The 20,966-nt window shown below is 53.9% G+C and carries 20 protein-coding genes; 8 read left to right on the top strand and 12 right to left on the bottom strand.

Features of this window, described 5'->3' with window-relative positions:
• Both HOJ95_17150 and HOJ95_17145 read right to left on the bottom strand, forming a co-directional pair.
• On the bottom strand, nt 1-644 hold a 644-nt coding region (locus HOJ95_17150), incomplete at its 3' end, for a hypothetical protein (GenBank protein ID MBT6396423.1).
• Nucleotides 645-847: 203 nt separating this feature from the next.
• Nucleotides 848-1,288, bottom strand: coding sequence for an Rrf2 family transcriptional regulator (locus HOJ95_17145; protein ID MBT6396422.1), 441 nt, complete (start codon nt 1,286-1,288; stop codon nt 848-850).
• A 348-nt stretch (nt 1,289-1,636) separates the two neighbouring features.
• Here HOJ95_17145 and HOJ95_17140 point away from each other — a divergent pair, with 348 nt between their 5' ends.
• The 4 genes from HOJ95_17140 (at nt 1,637) to queA (ending at nt 6,004) form a co-directional block, all read left to right on the top strand.
• Nucleotides 1,637-2,716: a glycosyltransferase family 4 protein gene (locus tag HOJ95_17140; GenBank protein ID MBT6396421.1), complete on the top strand. Its 1,080-nt coding sequence runs from the start codon at nt 1,637-1,639 to the stop codon at nt 2,714-2,716.
• A 368-nt stretch (nt 2,717-3,084) separates the two neighbouring features.
• Nucleotides 3,085-3,924: a response regulator gene (locus tag HOJ95_17135; protein ID MBT6396420.1), complete on the top strand. Its 840-nt coding sequence runs from the start codon at nt 3,085-3,087 to the stop codon at nt 3,922-3,924.
• A 128-nt stretch (nt 3,925-4,052) separates the two neighbouring features.
• Nucleotides 4,053-4,928, top strand: a complete 876-nt coding sequence (locus HOJ95_17130; protein MBT6396419.1) for an RNA methyltransferase — start codon at nt 4,053-4,055, stop codon at nt 4,926-4,928.
• 41 nt (nt 4,929-4,969) lie between these two features.
• Nucleotides 4,970-6,004, top strand: a complete 1,035-nt coding sequence (queA, locus tag HOJ95_17125) for a tRNA preQ1(34) S-adenosylmethionine ribosyltransferase-isomerase QueA (GenBank protein MBT6396418.1) — start codon at nt 4,970-4,972, stop codon at nt 6,002-6,004.
• 136 nt (nt 6,005-6,140) lie between these two features.
• Here queA and HOJ95_17120 read toward each other — a convergent pair whose 3' ends face one another.
• On the bottom strand, nt 6,141-6,434 hold the full coding sequence (locus HOJ95_17120; GenBank protein MBT6396417.1) for an integration host factor subunit alpha: 294 nt from the start codon (nt 6,432-6,434) through the stop codon (nt 6,141-6,143).
• A gap of 194 nt (nt 6,435-6,628) precedes the next feature.
• Between HOJ95_17120 and HOJ95_17115 the strand changes: the two genes are divergently transcribed.
• Nucleotides 6,629-7,777, top strand: a complete 1,149-nt coding sequence (locus HOJ95_17115) for a pyridoxal phosphate-dependent aminotransferase (GenBank protein ID MBT6396416.1) — start codon at nt 6,629-6,631, stop codon at nt 7,775-7,777.
• 60 nt (nt 7,778-7,837) lie between these two features.
• Here HOJ95_17115 and HOJ95_17110 read toward each other — a convergent pair whose 3' ends face one another.
• The 9 genes from HOJ95_17110 to clpB form a co-directional block, all read right to left on the bottom strand.
• Nucleotides 7,838-8,113 carry a DNA-directed RNA polymerase subunit omega gene (locus HOJ95_17110; protein MBT6396415.1) on the bottom strand — a complete coding sequence of 92 codons (276 nt, stop codon included), beginning with the start codon at nt 8,111-8,113 and terminating at the stop codon, nt 7,838-7,840.
• 150 nt (nt 8,114-8,263) lie between these two features.
• On the bottom strand, nt 8,264-8,794 hold the full coding sequence (locus HOJ95_17105) for a DUF1844 domain-containing protein (GenBank protein ID MBT6396414.1): 531 nt from the start codon (nt 8,792-8,794) through the stop codon (nt 8,264-8,266).
• A 141-nt stretch (nt 8,795-8,935) separates the two neighbouring features.
• Nucleotides 8,936-10,123 (bottom strand): molecular chaperone DnaJ, encoded by a 1,188-nt coding sequence (gene dnaJ, locus HOJ95_17100; protein MBT6396413.1) that lies wholly within the window; start codon nt 10,121-10,123, stop codon nt 8,936-8,938.
• Nucleotides 10,124-10,206: 83 nt separating this feature from the next.
• Nucleotides 10,207-10,899, bottom strand: a complete 693-nt coding sequence (locus HOJ95_17095; protein MBT6396412.1) for a nucleotide exchange factor GrpE — start codon at nt 10,897-10,899, stop codon at nt 10,207-10,209.
• Nucleotides 10,900-10,924: 25 nt separating this feature from the next.
• Nucleotides 10,925-11,776, bottom strand: a complete 852-nt coding sequence (locus tag HOJ95_17090) for a zinc metalloprotease HtpX (protein ID MBT6396411.1) — start codon at nt 11,774-11,776, stop codon at nt 10,925-10,927.
• 100 nt (nt 11,777-11,876) lie between these two features.
• Nucleotides 11,877-12,290, bottom strand: coding sequence for a MerR family transcriptional regulator (locus HOJ95_17085; protein MBT6396410.1), 414 nt, complete (start codon nt 12,288-12,290; stop codon nt 11,877-11,879).
• Nucleotides 12,291-12,296: 6 nt separating this feature from the next.
• Nucleotides 12,297-13,256, bottom strand: coding sequence for a DnaJ domain-containing protein (locus HOJ95_17080; GenBank protein ID MBT6396409.1), 960 nt, complete (start codon nt 13,254-13,256; stop codon nt 12,297-12,299).
• A 27-nt stretch (nt 13,257-13,283) separates the two neighbouring features.
• A complete protein-coding gene (gene dnaK, locus HOJ95_17075) occupies nt 13,284-15,215 on the bottom strand; it encodes a molecular chaperone DnaK (GenBank protein ID MBT6396408.1) in 1,932 nt (643 codons plus the stop codon).
• 126 nt (nt 15,216-15,341) lie between these two features.
• Nucleotides 15,342-17,972 (bottom strand): ATP-dependent chaperone ClpB, encoded by a 2,631-nt coding sequence (gene clpB, locus HOJ95_17070; protein MBT6396407.1) that lies wholly within the window; start codon nt 17,970-17,972, stop codon nt 15,342-15,344.
• Between the two features lie 475 nt (nt 17,973-18,447).
• Between clpB and HOJ95_17065 the strand changes: the two genes are divergently transcribed.
• From HOJ95_17065 to HOJ95_17055, 3 genes are all read left to right on the top strand, one after another.
• On the top strand, nt 18,448-18,978 hold the full coding sequence (locus HOJ95_17065) for an Rrf2 family transcriptional regulator (protein ID MBT6396406.1): 531 nt from the start codon (nt 18,448-18,450) through the stop codon (nt 18,976-18,978).
• Nucleotides 18,971-19,348, top strand: a complete 378-nt coding sequence (erpA, locus tag HOJ95_17060) for an iron-sulfur cluster insertion protein ErpA (GenBank protein ID MBT6396405.1) — start codon at nt 18,971-18,973, stop codon at nt 19,346-19,348. The genes HOJ95_17065 and erpA overlap by 8 nt, the downstream gene beginning before the upstream one ends.
• A gap of 162 nt (nt 19,349-19,510) precedes the next feature.
• Nucleotides 19,511-20,848, top strand: a complete 1,338-nt coding sequence (locus HOJ95_17055) for a radical SAM protein (protein MBT6396404.1) — start codon at nt 19,511-19,513, stop codon at nt 20,846-20,848.
• Nucleotides 20,849-20,966: the final 118 nt, after the last annotated feature.

The following is a 20,966-nucleotide window of genomic DNA, read 5'->3' as shown; positions in this document are numbered from 1 at the left end:
CAAGCTTTGTAGTCGGCCTCCGAATGTACGTAGAGAAAACCCTTCATCCCTGTATGGCCAGTCCCGCACAATTCAGCACAAGGAATCTCGAACTTTCCGGCCCGCGTTGCTTCAAACCACGCGGGAATCTCGCGACCGGGTACCACGTCCTGCTTCAAGCGCATCTCGGGCACAAAGAAACTATGGATAACGTCCTCGCCCGTTAGTATGAGCCGCACCACCTTGTTCACCGGCGCATGAAGATCGTTTTGGAATGTCTTGTCATCCTTGGTGCCAAATTTTCCATCCGGGCCCGGATACGTAAATATCCAGTTAAACTGCTTGGCCTTCAGGCGAACGACGAGATGAGGCGCCGGGCGCGAGAGCTTCACCTTGGCCCAGACATCCGCCCCCCTGAAGTCGATCCACAGATCGAGCGCCAGGACCACGGCGCAGGGAATCAGAATCCACATCATCTGGGACATGGTATTCCCTGGCAGATAGTCCGACCTCCTACCGGCTCTACGCCGGAAGCGGATGATGCAAAAAATGAGAATAGCCTGGGTGGCGACAAACCAGATACTCACGATGTTGTAGATAAGCGAGAAAATAGAATCGACATCGCCGCCAAAAGTCGATACGTTCTCGGGAAGCCAGGAAAGCATATTCTTCCTCACTCTTTCAGGGACCCGGGGCGCCCATCAGCCCACAGAATTTTATACGAAAAAACTATAATACAAAAATTTCGAGACACACAGAGAAAATATTTACATTAGCTCCTCGACATGAACGTTATTTTAAGACCCTATTCTCCCTAAATCAAGGAAAAAATACTCTTTTTTGCTTGATTATTCAAAAAAGGACTTTTTTAAGGAGTCGAATTTGAGATAGTTTTCTTCTTGGCATCCATGGCTTCGGCTAGGTCGGCGAGGGATCTTCCCGACATATAGTCCAGAATCTGCAACCTCAAAGGCTTCCAGGTGTCATGAAGCGGGCAAGGCGTCTCATCGGTGCACTCTGCAAGACCCACCGCACATCGCTTAAAACCTTCCTCACCATCCACGGCCGAGACAACCTCCATTAAAGAGATCTCTTGCGGGGGCCGGGCCAGGCCAAACCCACCCTTGGGGCCTTTGACCGAAACAAGTACACCCGAACGGGCCAGTTGCTGAAGGAGCTTTGCCAAAAACGGGGCAGGAAGATTTTCCGCCTCAGCGATCTCCTGTGCCCGAATCAATTCCATGTCAAGATTTAAACTAATATGCGTCAAAGCTCTAAGAGCATATTCACAAGGTCTAGAATAAAGCATATTTGATTCCTCCTCATAATCGATGGACGAGTCTTATTTATTTCTTTTTGTCATGTTTTGTCAACCTAAAAGAACCCATTCAATCATAAATCACTCAAAACTAAGACATTGAACACGAACATTGCTTTTATAATCAATATTTTAAATGGACGAAACGAATCATGAGAAGCAGATGAACCACCTGCTGTACCCAATAATTCAGATGTGAAATTCCATTTTATCCTAAAAAAAGGTAGTTTTCGTTAGACAAGAGATATTGTTCGATAGCGGACTGCCGATAGTCATTGGGCGGCTTTTTCATTGGATAAATCGCCCACTGGCAGCAATTCGAATTAACTGAAAAAAATTATGCGTAATAAAAATCGAGAACTCGTCCTTTTCATCGTGGACCGCAAAGACTGGGCCCTCGGAACAATGGCGAGTGAAATGGCAGAGTCGCTCGCGGACGGTTGCGAGTCGGCCATTGTTTCCGAGCATGAAATTTCAACTAACCCCTATCGCGCCTGGCGTCTTTCCCGCCAAGCCAAGGTCGTACATTTTCTGGGCCAATATATCGCGATGGGATATTGCTGGTTGGGAATAGGGAGGCGCTGCCTCGTAACCTTGGCCCATATCGAAGACAGCCATGTGGGCTTCATTAAGCGGCTCATCGCCATGGGATTCCGAAGATTCGTCGCCATGTCGGAGAAGACCGCACAGGCCGCTCGCTCTGTCGGCATTAAAGTCGAGCACGTCTGGCGCCCTGGTGTTCCCACTCCCACGATAGCCACTCGTCCCGAATTCGAAAATGGAGAGCCATCACAAATCCCCACCGCCGTTATAGGATTCAGCGGCAACATGGCCCTCGTCAGCCAGCATCGCAAAGGCCTGGACCTCCTTGAATCCATTGTCACAAAAGTATCCCGCCTGGCGGCCATCAAACTTCAACTGTGCGGTGAAGGCGGCACCCCTTTATTTGAAAAACTAAAGAGCAGCGGCGTCTCCGCCAGCCTGGTCACTCCGGAAAACAGAAAAGAGGTTCTGGATTTTTTTAAGACAATTGATATTTACCTTTGCACATCTCGCTTAGAAGGTGGCCCCTTGCCCGTCATCGAAGCCATGGCCGCAGGATGTGCTGTCATTTCCACACCGGTTGGTTTTGTCCCCGAAATTATAATCTCTGGTAACAATGGAATTTTGTGCGAAATAGATTCAAGCGATGATTTCGAGTCCGCCTTGATGGACCTTGTTCAAAATCCCCGAAAGCGAATCGAAATGGGGAAGCGAGCAAGCGAGGATATCAAACACAATTGGTCTTGGGGGCATGACCGCGACAGAATTATTGCCGCCCGTGATGCCGTTGCGCAGGATCCGCCTATTTCCATTGGACTCCCCATCCTTAGAGCCTTTCTGTCCTGCCTCGCCAGAAAAATCCTCGCCAAACGATAACAATACCTATTCAAAAAAGATCATTGCTCTTTAATAAATAGGAACATCCCCCGAAAACTGAAATTCTTCAAACAAAGCAAATCAAATTCTTACAATCCAAAAAACTGCAAATAATTGGCTCAAGTAATTGAAACAAAATAAGATTTAGCCACTCCCCATTGGACAAATTATTTAAGCAACATTATCCCATTCTGGTTCTAAGATATTGCTATTATCTTCAAGTTATAGTTTTCAAGTAGTTGTGGAATTTACCGATAAATAGGTTAAAGTTCCCTCAATAAAGTATTGATCTTTTTTTCAGTATGTTTTATTTTCAGAATATTCGGCGAACCATGACTACTACAGCTGTTCCAATTCTGGAGGATTGGATGCTCAGCTCGCCCAAGACATTCAATGAAAGTTTTTCTGGATCTGAGCAGGAAAGCCGTCCGATTCAGGGACGCGTACTCGTCGCCGAGGATAATCCTTCAAACCAACTGGTAGCGACATATATGCTTGAGCACATCGGCTATCAGGCCGACGTGGTGAACAATGGCATCGAGGCCATCGAGGCCCTGAAAAGGGAAAAATACGACATCATTTTGATGGATTGCCAGATGCCGGAAATGGACGGATTTGAGGCAACAAGAATTATCAGAGAATCAGAGGTTGGCAGCCTGCACCATATATCCATCATTGCCATGACCGCGTTCGCGCTCAAAGGAGATCGAGATAAGTGCCTGAAAATTGGAATGAACGACTACATTTCCAAACCAGTGACGATCGACGTATTGAAGTCGAAAATCGAGGCGGTACTATCGAAAGACAAAGACGACGACGCTGACGAGAACGCAAGCCCTCAAATTCCCGGCGAGGAGCCCTCAATTGCCCCCAAGGTAATCGCCGAGCTTCTCAAACTAGAGGCCGATGGCGCACATAATGTCATCGATGAATTAACAGCTATATTCCTCACAGACTCGCCCTTGCGCTTGGAGTCTATAAAGAACGCTATTAATGAGGGTAACGCCGATGAGCTTAAACACAGTGCCCACGCCCTGAAGGGAAGTTGTACCGTAATAGGCGCGATGAAGATGAAAGAAATTTGTTTTGAGCTTGAGAAGTTAGGCTCTACATCCTCTCTTCATAATCTGAGCGACACTCTTTCGCGTCTTGAAACCGAGTTCCTACTTGTACAGCGTGAACTAACCGAGAAAACCTGGAAAAAGTAAGACTTTCACCTCACCACCCAACCAGTACAAACCACAATCTTCGCCGACATCCGAAATGTTGAAACTAACAAGCCTCAGCCCCTGTCCAATGGTGGCCGGGCTCCCGGACGCCGTGATAGGCTCGCCCAATGAAACGCAAACCGTCATATGAAAAACTAGACAAATTCGTAGTAGTTCTCGTTCAACCCAAGGGCGGCGGAAACGTGGGGGCCATTGCTCGGGCAATGAGCCACTTCGGCCTCTCCACCCTCCGCCTCGTCTCCCCACACTGCGACCCAAAGAGCGTCGAGGCGCGCTCGATGGCCATGAGCGCCCAGCCTCTTCTTGCCCGTGCCGAGCACTTCGCAACCCTGCGAGAGGCACTGGATGACTGTGAATGGGCGGTGGCCACGTCCCGGCGTCTCGGGCGCAACAGAAGACCCACCATGACTCCGAGAGAGGGTGCTGCGGCACTCTTGGAACGAGCAAAGGGGGAAAGGGTCGCCCTCGTATTCGGGCGCGAGGATAAGGGCCTCAGGACGGACGAGGTTGACCTGTGCCAGGAGCGCCTGATGATCCCCACTCTCTCAGAGTCTGAGTCGCTCAATCTCTCGCAGGCAGCGCTCCTAATCTTCTGGGAGCTGTTTTCCGAAAAACAGGCCGCCACCGAGCACCCCGAGAGCGCCAGCATCTCCCACGAAAGCGACAGGCTCGCCCCCCGCGATTTAATTGAGGGCATGGTTGATCATTTGGTCGCCACCCTTGAGTTGATCGGTTTTGTTCCCCACCACAACCCCGAGCGTGTTGCCCGCTCTTTTCGCCAGCTCATTGACCGGATTAAACCGAGCCTCCGCGAGGTGCGCATGATGCGCGGTGTGATGCGCCAGATCGCTTGGAAAACACTGCACAGAGATCCCGCGCCCAGCGAGGACGCCCCGGGTGAGGATGGGACGAGCGGCGAACTTATCGAGGAGTCTCCCTCACTTGCCGCCAAGCGGCGTGCGCGGCTCATACGGAACGCCTGAGCAAGTATCCAAAATCTATACTTGAAAAAATAATTCAGCCTATGAACCTCAAAGATTTCGACTACAACTTGCCCCCCGATGCCATCGCCAGGTACCCGGCAGAGCGACGAGAGGATTCGCGCCTGCTTGCCCTGCCCCTTGCGGGCGGGCCCCTGCGCCACCTGGGAATCAGCGATTTGCCTAGCGAGCTTCGCGCTGGCGATTTGTTGGTGCTCAACGATACGCGTGTCGTTCCCTGGCGGCTCTTTGGCCGCCGCGCCTCGGTGGGAGGGACCCCGGGCGGCAAGGTTGAGATGCTGCTTGTGCGGAAGGAGGGAGAGGGCATTTACCGAGCCATGGTCTCGGCCAATCGTTCTCTTCCCGGGGGCGAGCGGATACTTCTCGAAGGCGGCCGTGAAGCGACGCTAGGCCCCCCGGGCATAGAGCGGACGATCAAATTTTCAGATCCTGACACCTTGGCCGACTGGATAGAGCGCGAAGGCGAGCTTCCGATTCCCCCTTATTTAAACCGACGGGCGGAGCCGCTTGACCGTGAGCGCTACCAAACCCTCTTCGCCCGCGCCCCCGGCGCCATCGCTGCACCCACGGCCGGGCTCCACTTTGGCGAGCGGCTCATCGAGGCGCTAAAGGTTGAAGGCATCGGCATGGCTTTCGTTACGCTTCATGTCGGCCCCGGAACTTTTCGTCCCGTGAAAACCGATAACATTGAAAACCATGAAATGGATTCAGAATCATACATACTTCCCGAGGAGACGGTGAAGCGAATCGAGGAGACTAAAAAAAATGGCGGCAGAGTTATCGCTGTAGGCACAACAGTTGTCAGGGTGCTCGAAACGGCGGCAGAGAACACCTCACCACTCCGGGCGATGGCCGGGGAAACGCGTCTGTTCATTCGTCCCGGCCACACTTTTCGAGTGATTGATGGGCTTCTGACCAACTTCCACCTTCCGCGATCAACCTTGCTCATGTTGGTTGCCGCTTTGGCTGGACGTAATCGTATACTTGAGGCCTACGAGGAGGCTTGCGATAAAAACTATCGCTTCTACAGCTATGGAGACGCGATGCTGTTAATATAGGCAAGCGCAGTGAAGAGCGGCCCAAGAAAGCGAAAAACACTTTAAATTATTGATTTTACTTCGGATATGAATCCACAAAGGATTTGACTACACGGATTGAATATTGAGATATAAAGTCTAGAGGGGGCTCGAGGATTTAGAAGAAACGCACCGGCGCGCCGTTCATCGCCTCCTTGAAATGCTTGCCGGATTTAAACCGCACTACTTTGCGGGCGCTGATGGGAGCTTCCTCGCCCGTCTTGGGGTTGCGCCCGATGCGGGCATTTTTTGAACGAACCTGGAACGAGCCAAAGCGTCTCAAAATAACTGATTCACCTAGTTGGAGAGTTTCCTTGATTGTCGCGATGATGGTTTCAACAGCCTCCTCAGCCTTTACTTTACTGAGACCGGTGTCTTCTGCAACGAGATTTATAATATCTATTTTGGTCAATGCTCCACCCTCATTCCAAAATCATTCACAAACCATTAAACATAAACTTAGGAGTACACACCACATCCATTTATCAGATTTAGGACCTAAGCTGTTGAACAAATAAACATTAGCACTCTCGTAATTGAAGAGCAACCCTGTAAAACAATGATTTTCAAGGTTTTTTTTATCATCTGGAGGTAACCATCGTCCCCATGAAAATCGCCCTGCCCCAACGAATACGCGGGATTAAGCCTTTTTTGGTCATGGATATCCTTGAAAGAGCGCGCCAACTTCAGGCCGAGGGTCGGGATATCATTCACCTTGAGGTTGGCGAGCCCGATTTCGATACCCCTGAGGTCATAGTTGAGGCGGCGAGAAAAGCTCTCTCCCGGGGCGAGACACACTACACCACCGCCCTGGGTATCCCCGAGCTTCGAGAAGCCATCGCCGATCATTACAATCACCACTACCAGCTTTCTATTTCACCCTCGCGCGTCGTCGTAACAAACGGCTCAAGCCCGGCCATGCTCATGCTGTTCTCAATCCTTCTTGAGCAGGACGATGAGGTGATTCTTTCTGACCCCCACTACGCCTGCTACCAAAGTTTTATTCTCTCGGCAGGCGCCGTGCCCGTCCTCACCCCCGCTGGCGCCAAGGAGGATTTTGTCCTTCAGCCCAACTCCGTTCAAGAGCGGATTACGCCGCGGACCAAAAGCATCCTGATCAACTCGCCCTCGAACCCGATGGGCATCAGACTCAAAAAACAGGAGATTCAAGCCCTCTCAGAGCTTGGCCCCCCTCTTGTCTCCGATGAGATTTACCACGGTCTAAGCTACGGGGAGCGCGACTATTCGGCCCTGGAGTTTTCGGATAATGCCTTTATTATCAATGGGTTTTCAAAATATTTCGCCATGACTGGCTGGCGACTCGGCTATATCATCGCCCCTGATCGATATATTCGCCCACTAGAAATCCTTCAGCAGAATTACTTCATTTCGCCCAACTCCTTCGTACAATGGGCAGGGGTCACCGCCCTGCGCGAGGCCATTCCCGCCGCCGAGAAAATGCGTGAGACCTATGCCAGGCGGCGCGATGTTATGGTAAAGGGACTCAAGGAAATTGGCTTGCCCGTCCAGCGGGAGCCAGACGGGGCGTTCTATGCTTTCACGGACGCCCACCGATTTGGCGACAACTCACTTTCTCTGGCCGGGGAGATACTAGAGGCAACCGGGGTGGCTGTAGCGCCAGGCGCTGATTTTGGCCCAGGCGGAGAGGGCTACCTTCGTTTCTCCTACTGCAATTCAGAAGAAAACATAAAAAAAGCCATAGAGCGGGTGGGGAGATTTCTCTCAACCAGATAAAAAAATCCCTCTCCCCGGAACCACCGGGAAGAGGGGGGAAAACAATTTCAGCAGGCCAGGTTATTCTCCGTCTTCGAATTCGGATTCGCCGTATTCAGGCTCCATATCCCCGAGATCCGCCAGGGAGCTGGTCGCCCGCCACTCAAGCTTATCATCGAGAATTTCCTGGAAAACAATTTCCTCGTACGTGTCCAAACCGTTTGAATCCACCAAGGGTTCTGCCCCCTTCTTCAACTGGGCCACCCGCCGGGCAAGAACAACTGTGAACAGAAAACGGTTTGCAACTTTATCCATCGCCGCTTCAAACTGCTGATCATACATCAGGCTTGAGACCATGTTTCCTCCAAAAAGACCTGAACCGTGGTGACGGATATGTTCAAATAGTCACCTGCTGGCCAGTCCTTCCAATTTCAAATCCATCACAAAACCAGGGATGGGTTATGGACGAATTTTCACTAATTTTCAACCACGGGAGAAAAAACCTTATTATCCGATACCCACATGTTGAACGTACATCATCCGAAGCTCAGAGAGAACCTGGGTGAGAATTCTATCTTCTTCCTCCGAAAGGTTTCCCGTCATCTTCTCTTTAACCATGGAAATCAGGTCAACAAACAGCTTCGCACTCTTTGGGTCCGCCCCTCCGGATTTCTCTCCGGTCTGGGGATTAATACCCATGGCTGCAATCGCATTGGTCTGAAGAATTGCGAGAAGCGTTTCAAACTCCCGCGACGGGGCCTCCTCGGGAGCCTCAGCCCCCTCCTCGGACGAGACGGGCTCACCTTCAGGAGCCGCTGAAGGGGGATTCTCCTCGGAAACAGGAGCAACTCCGGGGTCTCCGGGCGCCGCTTGTGAGGGCTGCGCCTGCGGGGCTGGCACCTCCTCGGGCCCTGGATCGGGAGCTATTTCAGGCGCCGATTCGGTTTCCTCCTCGTCCTCGTAGCCCCTGACGGCAAAACGCCTATCAGAAACCTTAAATTCTTCGGCCTGCTGCTCTAACTCATTTTCATCAACCATGTCTTGTCCTCAAATTCTGCTAAGTGTTTTGCAAAAATTCATGCCTCTTCTCCACCCCTCACAGGGTGCGTGCCAATCCTAATGCTTCACGGGCCGGGACGCCACACCGCACTCCGTCAGACCTGGCTGGCCCAATGCGGCCTACCCGGCAGGTAATAATTTTCCGCCAAAACGTTTAAAAAAGCGGCGTACCCCCTCGGCAAGACTCTGTATATACCCGGAAAATCCCATCTTTTCGGTTCCCGATTTGTGGGTGCCGCCTACTTCAAGCGAGGCAAGCTCCTTGAAGAGCTTTTCCGCCTTGGAGGAGAGCTTAGTGGGTGTGCGCACAAGAATTTGGACGACATGATCGCCCTTCGCTTTTCGGCCCGGCACAGGAAATCCCTCGCCGCGAAGACGAAGCAAATCGCCCGGTTGAACCCCCCGAGGCACCTTGAGTTTTGATTCCCCGTAGAGGGTCTTCACATCCACTTCGGCGCCTAGCGCCGCCTGGGAGAAAGTCACATGTAGCTGGGTGATAACCTCACTCCCCTCCCGGTGGAAATACTCGTGGGGCAACAGCGACGCCACGACAAATAAATCACCGGCCGGACCTCCTTTCAAGCCGCCCTCGCCCTCATCTCTGAGCCTGAGCCTTCCACCCTCGTCGATGCCCGCCGGAATCTTGAGCTTTACTTTTCTATTTTCGTTGCGCCTTCCCTGTCCCTGACATTCGACGCAATGCTCGGCGATCTCAGAGCCCGAGCCGCCGCAGGTCGTGCAAGTGGTCGAATAGGTGATGAAGCTCTGGCGAAACGCAACTTGTCCACTGCCCTTGCACGAGGCGCACTGGCGAATCGAGTCGGCGGACTTTGCACCCGAGCCGCCACAATAGGCACACTCGGCGGTGCGCTCGAACTCCAATTCGCGCTCGACACCGACAGCCGCCTCCTCGAGGGTCAACTCCAATTGATAAGCCATATCGCGACCGCGCTGAGGGCTGTCTCTTCGGCTCCGCCGCCCCTCGCCTCCACCACCACTGAAAAAGTCCCCGAAGATGTCACCGAATGATGAAACAATATCATCAAAATTCGAGAATCCCTGGGCACCCATGCCATTTAGACCTTCGTGGCCGAAACGATCATACTTCGAGCGCTTATCAGCATCGCTCAAAACTTGATAGGCCTCGGACGCTTCCTTGAACTGCTCCTCAGCATCTGGATCATCCGGATTCCTATCAGGATGAAACTTCATCGCCAGATTGCGATAGGATTTTTTGATATCGGCATCGCCCGCTTCGCGGGAGATACCCAGAACTTCATAGTAATCGCGCTTGCCGTTTACGTTCATTCAGGTTCCCTGGAGTTGATTATTAAAAACCCTGCGCCACACAAAAGAGCATCTAAAACCGGAGACGACTTGCCCCCGGCGTTTTACGATGAAGAGGGGTATTTCCCAACAGCGACAGTGCTCGGGCGAATCACTTCATCACCAAGAACATAACCCCGCGCCAGCTCCTCGACGACAAAGCCATCGAATTTCTTGTCGTCCACCTCAACTGTGCGCACCGCCTCGTGCCGCTCGGGATCGAATTTTTCTCCCTTGGCGACGAACGGTTTAACGCCTAGCGAGGCGAGTTCTTGAAAAAAACGACCCTGTATCATCTGAACACCCTGCACAAGGGACTCAAGCACCTCCTTGCTCTTGGTGGGGTCATTGCGAGAGCCAGCGGCTGCAGTCGTCGCACGACTCAAATCATCGGCGATGCCAAGAAATGCAGAAACGGCATCCTTCCGAGATTGAAGGGTACGTCGCTCAAGCTCTCGCTCTTGGCGAGCCCGGAACTCGGCCGACTCTTTGTCGATTCGTTCGATATGCTCTTTAAGTTTTTCCTCGGCAATTACGACTTTTTGCTCAAGCTCCTCGACAAAGGTGGGTTTGCGGACAGGCTCCTCGACAACCACCTCACCATCGTCCTCTGATGAATTGCTTTTGTCGGCAACGTCATGAACTCGCCGCCGATCAACTACCTTGGGGCCTTCTTGTTCGCCCTCCTCATTACCAGCGACAGCGTTTTTGGATAATTCTTCCTCGTTCGGCGAGGAACTGATTTCGACACGGTCCATGAAGCATTCTCTCCTAGAAAAGTTTCTACCGCATATCCAACAATCTTTGAATCCGCTCCGCCATCGGGGGATGGGTACTAAACAGGCTAGAGAGCCCGCCCGCCGAGAAGGGATTGGCTATATACATGTGCGCCGTTGCTTCGGTGGCGCAGTGAAGATGCTCGTGGTGTGCTGCCTCATCGAGCCGCCCAAGGGCGTTAGCCAGCCCGACCGGGTTGCCCGAAATTTGTGCGCCAGTGGCATCGGCTATGTATTCTCGCGAACGACTCACAGCCATCTGAAGGAGCATGGCGGCCACGGGTGCGACAATCGCTGCGAGGAAAATGCCCAGCAGACCGCCTCCCCCTTCTTCATCATTGCGCCGACCGCCGCCAAAGAAGGCCGCGAATTGAGCTATCTGGGCTATATACATGACAGCGCCCGCCAGTGTCGCAGCGATGGTGCTGATGAGAATGTCGCGATTGAGTATGTGGGCCAGCTCGTGTGCGGCAACGCCCTCTAGCTCCTCTCGATCAAGCGTTTCAAGGATACCCTCGGTGAAGGCGACCGCCGCATTCTCGGGATTGCGCCCGGTGGCAAATGCATTGGGCGCCCGCTCAGGCACCACATAGACCCGGGGCATGGGAAGCTGAGCCCGCCGGGCGAGATCGCCCACCATGCCGTATAGTTCGGGCGCATGCCCGGGCAAGACCTCTTGCGCCCCGGTGGACCAGAGCACCATCTTGTCCGAGTACCAGTAGCTGTAGCCATTCATCGCCACCGCGATGAGGAGCGCTATGATGAGCCCGCCACGCCCGCCGACCAAATTTCCGACCCATAGGATCAGCGCCGTCAGCAACCCGAGAAGAGCAAAACTCTTGATCGAATTCGTACTCACGATACTCTCCACTACAAAACAACCCGGCGGCGACCAGATATCATTCCAGGTGTGCGGCAACCTGATAGTACGACAGGCGTCAAATTTCCGAGCGAAACAACTAGCTCGTTTGCCGCTTAACGCGAATCAACTTGGCTGCGCGCAGCGGAATCATCGCTCCCCGCTCGGGACCAACCCCGCGCAACTGCTCGCGAAGATCCTCCATGGCATCGGAGCTGAAAACGTCCTCCAACTCACTCAACCGCTCGACCGCCTGCACCAGCTTTGAGCGAAGGTCGAGGATCACCGCGACGCCGGCGAGGTTCACCCCCATCTCCCGCGTGAGGGTGAGTATTATTTCGAGCTGCTCGAGATCACCTTCTGAGTACAGACGGGTTTTCCCCTCGCTTCTGCCCGGCTCCAAAAGCCCCTCGCGCTCATACATGCGGAGCGTCTGGGGATGGACCTCGAACATCTCGGCCACGGCGCTTATCGTGTACCTTCCATCTTTCCTCTGTGCCCGGCTCGCCACCATCGCCTCCTAAAGACTCACGCCCGTCATCTCGGCGCGGGGGCTTGAGGGATTCTTCCGCTCGAACTCGCGAATCAATTCCTTGCTCTCCTCGTCAAGATGTTTGGGAATCTGCACACGGGCCGTCACATAGAGATCGCCCTTGCCACTGCCCTTAAGATGAGGGGCGCCCTTGCCGCTGAGGCGGAACGTCTGCCCGCTCTGGGTGCAGGGCGGGATCGTCATCTTCGTTGTTCCCTCGTAGGTATGAATTTCAATTCGCGTGCCCAAAAGCGCCTCGGAAATAGAGACGGGCAAATCGAGATGCAGATTGTCGCCCTTTCGCTCTAAAAATTCATGGGGCCGCACCCGCGTGATGATGAACAAATCACCGCCGGGCCCACCGTTGGGCGAGGGCTCGCCTTTTTTGGCAAGCCTGATTTTCGAGCCATTCGAGACGCCGGGCGGCACCTTCACCTGAATGCGCTCGGTTCCCCGGTGCATGGCGCCGTTTAGAACCTCCACCTTGGGCACCGTGATGGTCGAGTTCATCCCGCGCAACGAATCGTCGAACCCAATCTCCATCGTGTAGTTAACATCGTTTCCTTTTTGGGGCCCCTGCGGTCGGGGCGAGCCCCAGAATCCACCGCCGCCACCACGACCAGCGCCGCCGAACATGCCGCCGAAGACATCCCCGACACCAAACTCCCGGAGAATATCCTCGACATTCTGCGGCGCGCCCCTTGCACCCCACGGGCTTCCGCCCGCAAACGCGTTATGGCCCATGGCGTCATATTTACGGCGCTTCTCCGGGTCCGAAAGGACTGCGTAGGCCTCGCTAATCTCCTTGAAGCGCTCCTCGGCCTTATTATCACCCGGATTCACGTCCGGGTGATATTTTCGGGCAAGCTTTTTAAAAACGCGCTTTATCTCATCGTCAGAGGCGTTCTGCTGGACGCCGAAAACCTCGTAATAATCCTGCTTAGCCATACGCCTTCACTCCCGGGGGCAAGCTGCTCAGCTCTTATCCTTGTCCACTTCCTCGAACTCTGCGTCCACGACATCTCCCTGCTCGGAGGCATCGCCCCCTGCTGCGCCGTCTCCGTTCTCTGTGGGCGCCCCTTCCTCGCCAGCCTGCTCGGCTGCCTGTTGATACATCACTTCGGCCAGTTTATGCGAGGCGGCCTCCAGTTTGGCGCTGGCCTCCTCGATTTCCTCTTTCGTTGCCTCAACGTTCTCAAGAACGGCCTTCACACCAGCGATGGCCTCCTCAATCGAGGTTTTGTCCTCTTCTGAAATTTTATCCTCATTCTCCTTGAGCATCTTCTCGGTGCTGTAGGCCATGGAGTCGGCCTGGTTGCGCGCCTCGATGATCTCGCGATTCTTCTTATCCTCATCGGCGTGCTCCTCGGCATCGCTCACCATGCCCCGGATCTCATCATCACCAAGACCGCTAGAGCTGGTAATTGTGATCGACTGCTCCTTGCCGGTGCCCTGGTCCTTGGCCGACACGCTTACGATGCCATTGGCGTCGATGTCGAAGGTTACTTCGATTTGCGGTGTGCCGCGCTGGGCGGGCGGAATATCGGTGAGATGGAATTTGCCGAGGGTTCTGTTGTCGCGTGCCATCTCGCGCTCGCCCTGGAGCACATGCACCTCAACTGAGGGCTGGTTGTCGGCAGCCGTTGAGAAGGTCTCGCTCTTGCGAACCGGAATCGTCGTATTGCGCTCGATGAGCTTCGTCGCAACGCCGCCAAGTGTTTCGATGCCCAGCGAAAGGGGGGTAACGTCAAGCAGAAGGACGTCCTTCACGTCTCCCGCAAGAATACCGCCCTGGACTGCCGCACCGATGGCGACAACCTCGTCCGGGTTCACACCCTTGTGAGGCTCTTTACCAAAGAACTTATTGACCGTTTCCTGAACGAGCGGCATACGGGTCGAGCCGCCAACCAACACCACTTCGTCAATTGCGCTGGGCTCAACACCAGCATCATCAATCGCCCGGCGGCAGGGGCCGAGCGTCCTCTCCACCAGTTCACCAGCCAACTGCTCAAGCTTCGAGCGAGAGAGTTTGATGTTCAGATGCTTGGGCCCGGAGGCGTCCGCCGTGATGAACGGCAGATTAATATCTGTCTCGCTTGAGCTCGATAGTTCGATTTTGGCTTTTTCGGCCTCCTCGCGGAGCCGCTGGAGCGCCATCGGGTCATTTGAGAGATCGAGCCCCTGATCTTTCTTGAATTCCTCAAGCATCCACTCCATGACAAGTTGATCGATGTTGTCGCCGCCCAGATGCGTGTCGCCGTTCGTCGATTTCACCTCAACCACGTTGTCACCAACCTCAAGAACAGAAACGTCAAACGTTCCGCCACCAAAGTCGTAGACGGCGATGAGCTGATCTTTTTTCTTATCTAGCCCATAGGCCAGGGCTGCCGCCGTCGGCTCGTTGATGATTCGCAGGACATTGAGGCCAGCAACCTGTCCGGCATCTTTTGTTGCCTGCCGCTGGCTGTCATTGAAATAAGCGGGCACGGTGACAACCGCATCCTCGACCTTGCTTCCAAGATAATCCTCGGCCGCCTGTTTGAGTTTTTGAAGCACCATCGCCGAAATAGCGGGCGGCGAATGCTCCTCGCCCTCGCTTTTAATCCGCACATCGCCGGTGGATGATTTTATGACCTCGTACGGCACCATCTTCACTTCCTCGGGCACCTCGTCATAGCGACGGCCCATGAAGCGCTTGTTCGAGAAAATCGTGTTCGTCGGATTCGTCACTGCCTGGCGCTTGGCCACAAGGCCGACGAGACGATCTTTATCGCTTGTGAAGGCCACGACGCTCGGGGTCGTTCGGTTGCCCTCCTGGTTGGGAATTACAGTCGGCTGCCCGCCTTCCATGATTGCCACGACAGAGTTCGTCGTTCCTAAATCGATTCCTATCACTTTTCCAGCCATTTTCAGTCTCGCTCCTATTGGTGTGGTTCAGTTAATTTCTAATGTTTTTATTCGAAACTTAAAAGTTGAATTTCATTTCCAAGAAAACGAACAATCCTAGTAAAGAGCATTTTTCTTGGCCCTATGTTAAGAACTCACCGTTTCGGCCTCCTCAACTACAGAAAAAATTAATTCTTCATCGCCAGCCCTGTAATCGGCCGCGACGGTGTCGCCCGGGTGGCATTCGCCGCCCAGAAGTTTCTTGCTGACCGGATTGAGGACATGCGTTTGTATCGCCCGCTTGAGGGGCCGCGCACCATAAACGGGCTCCCAGCCGCGCTCGGCGAGAAAGTTTTTGGCCGCCTCGGTCAGCTCAAGCGAGATTCGCTGCCCGGCAATGCGATCTTTAAGCCGCAAAAGCTGAATATCAACGATCTTCCGAATGTTTCCCTTGTCCAAGGACTCAAAGGGTATCACCTCGTCGATGCGGTTCAGGAATTCAGGCCGGAACACATGGCGAAGCGCCGAGAGGGCGGATTTCGAATCTTTCGTCTCGGGCTCATCTGCGGGGAGAAAACCCATCCGCGACTCGGAGAGCTCCTCGGTGCCAACGTTGCTCGTCATGATGACCACCGTATTTCTGAAATCAACTGTTCGCCCCTGGCCGTCGGTAAGGCGACCGTCGTCAAGAACCTGGAGCAAAAGATTGAACACCTCGGGGTGGGCCTTTTCGATTTCATCGAACAGGAGCACCGAGTAGGGATGCCGCCTGACCTGCTCGGTCAGGTGCCCTCCTTCGTCGTAGCCAATGTATCCCGGAGGTGCGCCGATCATCCGCGCCACCGAATGTTTTTCCATGTACTCGCTCATATCGACGCGAATCATGGCCGCCTCATCATCAAAGAGAAATTCCGCCAGCGCCCGGGCAAGCTCGGTTTTGCCCACGCCGGTGGGGCCCAGGAAGATGAATGAGCCAATGGGCCTATCGGGCTCTGTAATTCCCGCCCTTGCTCGACGAACGGCCTCCGAGACAGCCTCGACGGCGCGAGATTGACCAATGACCCTATCGTGAAGCCGCTCTTCCATGTGGAGAAGTTTTTCCCGCTCGCCCTCAAGAAGGCGCGTCACGGGTATGCCGGTCCACCTGCTCACCACGAGGGCAATGTCATCCTCGCCCACTTCTTCTTTGAGCATTCGGTTCTCACCCTGCAGCGCAAGAAGGCCGTTGGCTTCCTCGATTTCCTTTTCGACGGAAATAATTTCGCCGTAGCGAATCTCGGCCGCCCGGCCCAGGTCGCCCTCGCGCTCGGCGCGCTCGGCCTCGGCCTTGAGCGCCTCGAATCGGCCCTTGAATTCACGGATGCGGCCGATAATTTTTTTCTCGTCCGCCCAGCGGGAGCGCAGGCCGCCGGTCTCGTTCTTCAGATCGGCAATTTGCTTTCGAATGTTTTCCAGGCGCTCGACGCTCTGATCGTCTTCTTCTTTTTCAAGCGCGCGCTCTTCAATCTGGGCGCGAAGAAGGGCGCGCTCCTGGCGATCAATCTCCTCGGGCAGGCTGTCAATCTCCATCCGAAGGGCGCTCGCCGACTCGTCGATAAGATCAATGGCCTTGTCGGGCAACTGGCGGTCGCTGATGTAGCGATGCGAAAGCGTGGCCGCCGACATAATGGCACTGTCAAGAATGCGGACACCGTGATGGACCTCGTAGCGCTCTTTAAGGCCCCGAAGTATCGAAACGGTGTCCTCGACACTCGGCTCGCCGACCAGGATGGGCTGGAAGCGGCGCTCCAAAGCGGCATCTTTTTCGATGTGCTTGTGGTATTCATCGAGGGTGGTTGCGCCGACACAATGCAGCTCGCCCCGCGCGAGGGCGGGCTTGAGCAGGTTCGAGGCATCGACGGCGCCCTCTGCGGCACCGGCACCTACGACAGTATGCAGCTCGTCGATGAAAAGTATGATCTCTCCCCCGGAGTCAGTAACTTCCTTGAGCACCGCCTTGAGGCGATCTTCGAACTCGCCCCGATATTTTGAGCCTGCGATGAGGGAGCCGATGTCGAGCGAGACGAGGCGTTTGTCTTTCAAGCCCTCGGGCACATCTCCATTCACGATGCGAAGCGCCAGACCCTCGGCGATGGCGGTTTTGCCGACACCGGGCTCGCCGATGAGGACGGGGTTGTTTTTGGTGCGACGGGAGATGACCTGCATGACCCGGCGAATTTCGGCGTCGCGACCAATAACGGGGTCAAGTTTTCCGGCACGAGCCCGCTCTGTGAGATCGATGGCAAAGCGCTCAAGGGATTGGTAGCGGCTCTCGGGGTCGGGATCGGTGATACGCTCAGAGCCCCGAATGTCCTTGAGGGCATCGAGCAGTTTTTCTTTCTCGAGACCCGTTTTTTCAAGAATCGGGGCAATGTCGGTCTGCGCCGGCTCAAGGGCCGCGAGGATGAAGTGCTCGGCGCTGACATACTCATCGGCAAGCGCCTTGGCCTGGGCCTGGGCGTTCTCGATGATGCGTTTGAGCTCTGGTGAGACGTAGATTTCATTCTCGCCACCAGAGACCTTCGGGAGTTTTTCAAGGGCGCCAGAGAGGGCCTGATGCAGCGCGCCGGGATCTACTCCGGCCTTGCCCACCAAGGGGGAGAGGACGCCGCCCGGCTGGTCTAGGAGCGCAATGAGCACATGGACGGGCACGAGGCTTTGGTGCCCCAACGAGCCGGCGAATTCCTGGGCAAACTGGAGCGCCTCTTGTGTCTTATGTGTGAAGCGGTCGAAATTCATCATTTTTGATTCCACATAAGGGGTGTATTAACATTTCCTCACCCCTGTAAAGACGGCGCGGCCCACCGACCACATCTAAGCTAAGGGGGAATATAATATCTGAGTGTCCGTCTGTCAACTTTTTTAATCATATACTGTCATATACTATCAAATTAAATAAATACAATAACATACAATCATAATTTCACTTTCGCCACATGAAGAAACCTTAAAATTATGACCAATAAGGCAAAAATCGCACCCACAATGCTTCCGCTAAGTCCAAGACACATCATCCCAAATTCAGGAATACCTCTAAAATACAAAAGCCTAGAACGTATTTTAAGATAAATTTGACTTTAATCCATTGACATTCGGTCGCGATCCATTTATATAGGACGGAATAAGTCATGTTTGTGTGCCCGTGGCTTATGTGCGGCATGTGGCACTCAAAGAGATTTCATCCGAGCGCACATTGTCCTGGGAGGGCCACCCCATGCAGATCAGCCGGGCGGGAGACTATGCATTGCGCGCGGTAGTCTACCTCTCGCGACAAACAGACGGCAGACTCTGTACCATAGGCGAGATCGCGCATGCACAGCAGATTCCCCAGGCCTTCCTCGCAAAACTGATGCCCATGCTCATCAAAGCAAAGATTCTGAATTCCGTTCAGGGCCCAAAAGGCGGCTACCGCCTCTCGCGCCCCGCCTCGGAGATTAATTTCCTTGAGGTTATCCAAGCGATCGACGGTCCAATTACATTAGTCATGTGCCAAGATACAGAGTCCTGTTGTGAGATAGAAGAATTTTGTTCGATGAACGAAGTTTTTGCCTTAGCCCAAAAGCGACTAACAGATTTCTTCAGGGAAGCGACCTTCGCCGACTTGCCCGTCATTACGGAAAAAGAGTTAAAAGATGAGCACATCCATAGCGGGTTAACTCAAATTTCGGCTGAAGGCGAAAACGACGTAGTCAAATCCTTGACAAACAACACAAAATCCAACAAAGGAGAACCATTCAATGTCTGATACCGCAATCAACCTCTTCGATGCCACAAAACCCGAGACTCGCGAAGGGATTTCAATAACCACAGCCGCCGAAGACAAAGTAAGAGAACTCGTGGATGCAGAAGATAAACCAGGCATTGGCCTAAGGTTAACCGTGACTGCAGGAGGTTGCTCCGGATACAGCTACGGCCTCTACTTCGACGACAGCACAGACCCAAACGATCATACAATCGAAGCTGACGGTTTTAATATTTATGTTGACGCCAACAGCTATCCCATGCTGAACGGTGCTTCAGTCGATTACGTGGACACCCTTCAGGGTTCTGGATTTAAGATTGAAAATCCGAATGCGACAGGAACCTGTGGTTGCGGAAGCTCCTTCACCGCCTAAAGAATAGTCCAGAACGAAACCAAGGCCCCGGTGCCAGGCGCCGGGGGTTTTTCATTATGGCGAAATTTCATGGAATGGTAACCAATTTTGAAATCTTTCAGTTATTGGAAAACATCCAGCGCCATTGTCCTTATCTCATGCTACGAATTAGGCCATCAGCCTATGGCATTAGCCTCACCAATTGCCTATTTGCGCCACGCCAGCTATTCGCCAGCCGTTCTTGATTTGGCAATCGAAACACTTGACCCAGACAAAATATCGGAAGCTCTTTTTGTAGGAATCAGCGTTCCGATGCATACAGCGCTCCGGCTAGGAATAGAAGCGGCTCGACGGGTGCGCGAAATCAATCAGTCATGCCACATCTGCTTTTACGGCCTTTACGCCAGCCTGAACGAAACCTACCTTCTCGAAAACGTGGCGGACTCTATCATCGGAGGTGAAATAGAGTCACCACTCGCAAAATTAATCGACACCCTCGCCAACGGCAAAGATCCCTCCATGGTACAAGGCGTCAGCACCCGTGAGCGACAAGAGGAACCCTACCTAGAAAAAATAACGCCACTTCTACCCCACAGGAATGGACTTCCCCCGCTAGAGTCCTATGCCCATCTGTACAAAGATGGTGAACACCTGCCGGTGGGTACAGTCGAGGCCAGCCGTGGCTGCAAGCACTTATGCCTTCACTGCCCCATACCGCCCGTATACAAAGGACGATTTTTTGCTGTACCACGTGAAATTGTTCTTGAGGACATTCAAGCGCTCCTCGAAAAGGGCGCAAAACATATAACCTTTGCCGATCCGGATTTTTTAAACGGGCCCGCGCACGCGTTGCGAATCGCCCGGGCGCTCCATGACAAACACCCTGAGCTCACATTCGACTTCACAGCCAAGGTCGAGCACCTTGTTAACAACAAAGACCTTCTCCCTGAGTTTGCCCGCCTCGGCTGCATCTTCATTGTCTCTGCCGTTGAGTCGCTGAGCGATACCGTGCTTGCCAATCTCGACAAGGGCCACACGCGGGCGGACACGCTGGAGGCACTGAATCACTGCAACAAGGCGAATATCTCGATCCGCCCCTCGCTGCTCTCGTTCACCCCATGGACGAGCGCCGAGGACTACCTGGATCTGATTGATTTTATTGAAGATAACGAACTTATCGACCACGTTGACCCAATCCAGCTCGCCATACGCCTGCTGGTGCCCCCCGGGGCCGACATGCTCAACTCTGGCGCCATGCAGCCCCACCTTGGCGAATACGACCCCGAGAACTTCATCCACCGCTGGCGCCACCCCGATCCGAGGATGGACCACCTCCACGGGGAAGTGCTCGCCATCGCCGAGGACGCCGCCACCCAAGAAGAAGACGCCGCCCTCACCTTCGGGCGAATCCGCGCCGCCGCCGTCCAGACACTAGAGCGCCCCGATAGAGATCGGCCCGCCCCGGCCCTTCCCCCGGACCGCCTAAAGCCCCCCCGGCTCACCGAATCGTGGTTCTGCTGAGCAGAGCCCACCGAGGGCCAGTTGGCTCTCTAACGCATCCATTAAAAAAAATTCAAGAGAAATATTCGAAAAATTCAGGCAGGCAAAACTTGGGCCCTCGCGCTCGGGCCATCGAGAT

It is taken from the genome of Nitrospinaceae bacterium (assembly GCA_018669005.1).
In the GTDB taxonomy this organism is placed as follows: Bacteria; UBA8248; UBA8248; order UBA8248; family UBA8248; genus UBA8248.
Note: the sequence above shows the minus strand (reverse complement) of the source record. Positions and strands in the feature narration are given on the sequence as shown.

Excerpts from the sequence above, each read along its gene's own strand:
- HOJ95_17145 (MBT6396422.1), bottom strand. The coding sequence starts at position 1,288 with ATGCTTTATTCTAGACCTTGTGAATATGCTCTTAGAGCTTTGACGCAT.
- HOJ95_17140 (MBT6396421.1), top strand. The coding sequence starts at position 1,637 with ATGCGTAATAAAAATCGAGAACTCGTCCTTTTCATCGTGGACCGCAAA.
- HOJ95_17135 (MBT6396420.1), top strand. The coding sequence starts at position 3,085 with ATGCTCAGCTCGCCCAAGACATTCAATGAAAGTTTTTCTGGATCTGAG.
- HOJ95_17130 (MBT6396419.1), top strand. The coding sequence starts at position 4,053 with ATGAAACGCAAACCGTCATATGAAAAACTAGACAAATTCGTAGTAGTT.
- queA (MBT6396418.1), top strand. The coding sequence starts at position 4,970 with ATGAACCTCAAAGATTTCGACTACAACTTGCCCCCCGATGCCATCGCC.
- HOJ95_17115 (MBT6396416.1), top strand. The coding sequence starts at position 6,629 with ATGAAAATCGCCCTGCCCCAACGAATACGCGGGATTAAGCCTTTTTTG.
- HOJ95_17110 (MBT6396415.1), bottom strand. The coding sequence starts at position 8,113 with ATGGTCTCAAGCCTGATGTATGATCAGCAGTTTGAAGCGGCGATGGAT.
- HOJ95_17105 (MBT6396414.1), bottom strand. The coding sequence starts at position 8,794 with ATGGTTGATGAAAATGAGTTAGAGCAGCAGGCCGAAGAATTTAAGGTT.
- dnaJ (MBT6396413.1), bottom strand. The coding sequence starts at position 10,123 with ATGAACGTAAACGGCAAGCGCGATTACTATGAAGTTCTGGGTATCTCC.
- HOJ95_17095 (MBT6396412.1), bottom strand. The coding sequence starts at position 10,899 with ATGGACCGTGTCGAAATCAGTTCCTCGCCGAACGAGGAAGAATTATCC.
- HOJ95_17085 (MBT6396410.1), bottom strand. The coding sequence starts at position 12,290 with ATGGTGGCGAGCCGGGCACAGAGGAAAGATGGAAGGTACACGATAAGC.
- HOJ95_17080 (MBT6396409.1), bottom strand. The coding sequence starts at position 13,256 with ATGGCTAAGCAGGATTATTACGAGGTTTTCGGCGTCCAGCAGAACGCC.
- dnaK (MBT6396408.1), bottom strand. The coding sequence starts at position 15,215 with ATGGCTGGAAAAGTGATAGGAATCGATTTAGGAACGACGAACTCTGTC.
- clpB (MBT6396407.1), bottom strand. The coding sequence starts at position 17,972 with ATGAATTTCGACCGCTTCACACATAAGACACAAGAGGCGCTCCAGTTT.
- HOJ95_17065 (MBT6396406.1), top strand. The coding sequence starts at position 18,448 with ATGCAGATCAGCCGGGCGGGAGACTATGCATTGCGCGCGGTAGTCTAC.
- erpA (MBT6396405.1), top strand. The coding sequence starts at position 18,971 with ATGTCTGATACCGCAATCAACCTCTTCGATGCCACAAAACCCGAGACT.
- HOJ95_17055 (MBT6396404.1), top strand. The coding sequence starts at position 19,511 with ATGGCATTAGCCTCACCAATTGCCTATTTGCGCCACGCCAGCTATTCG.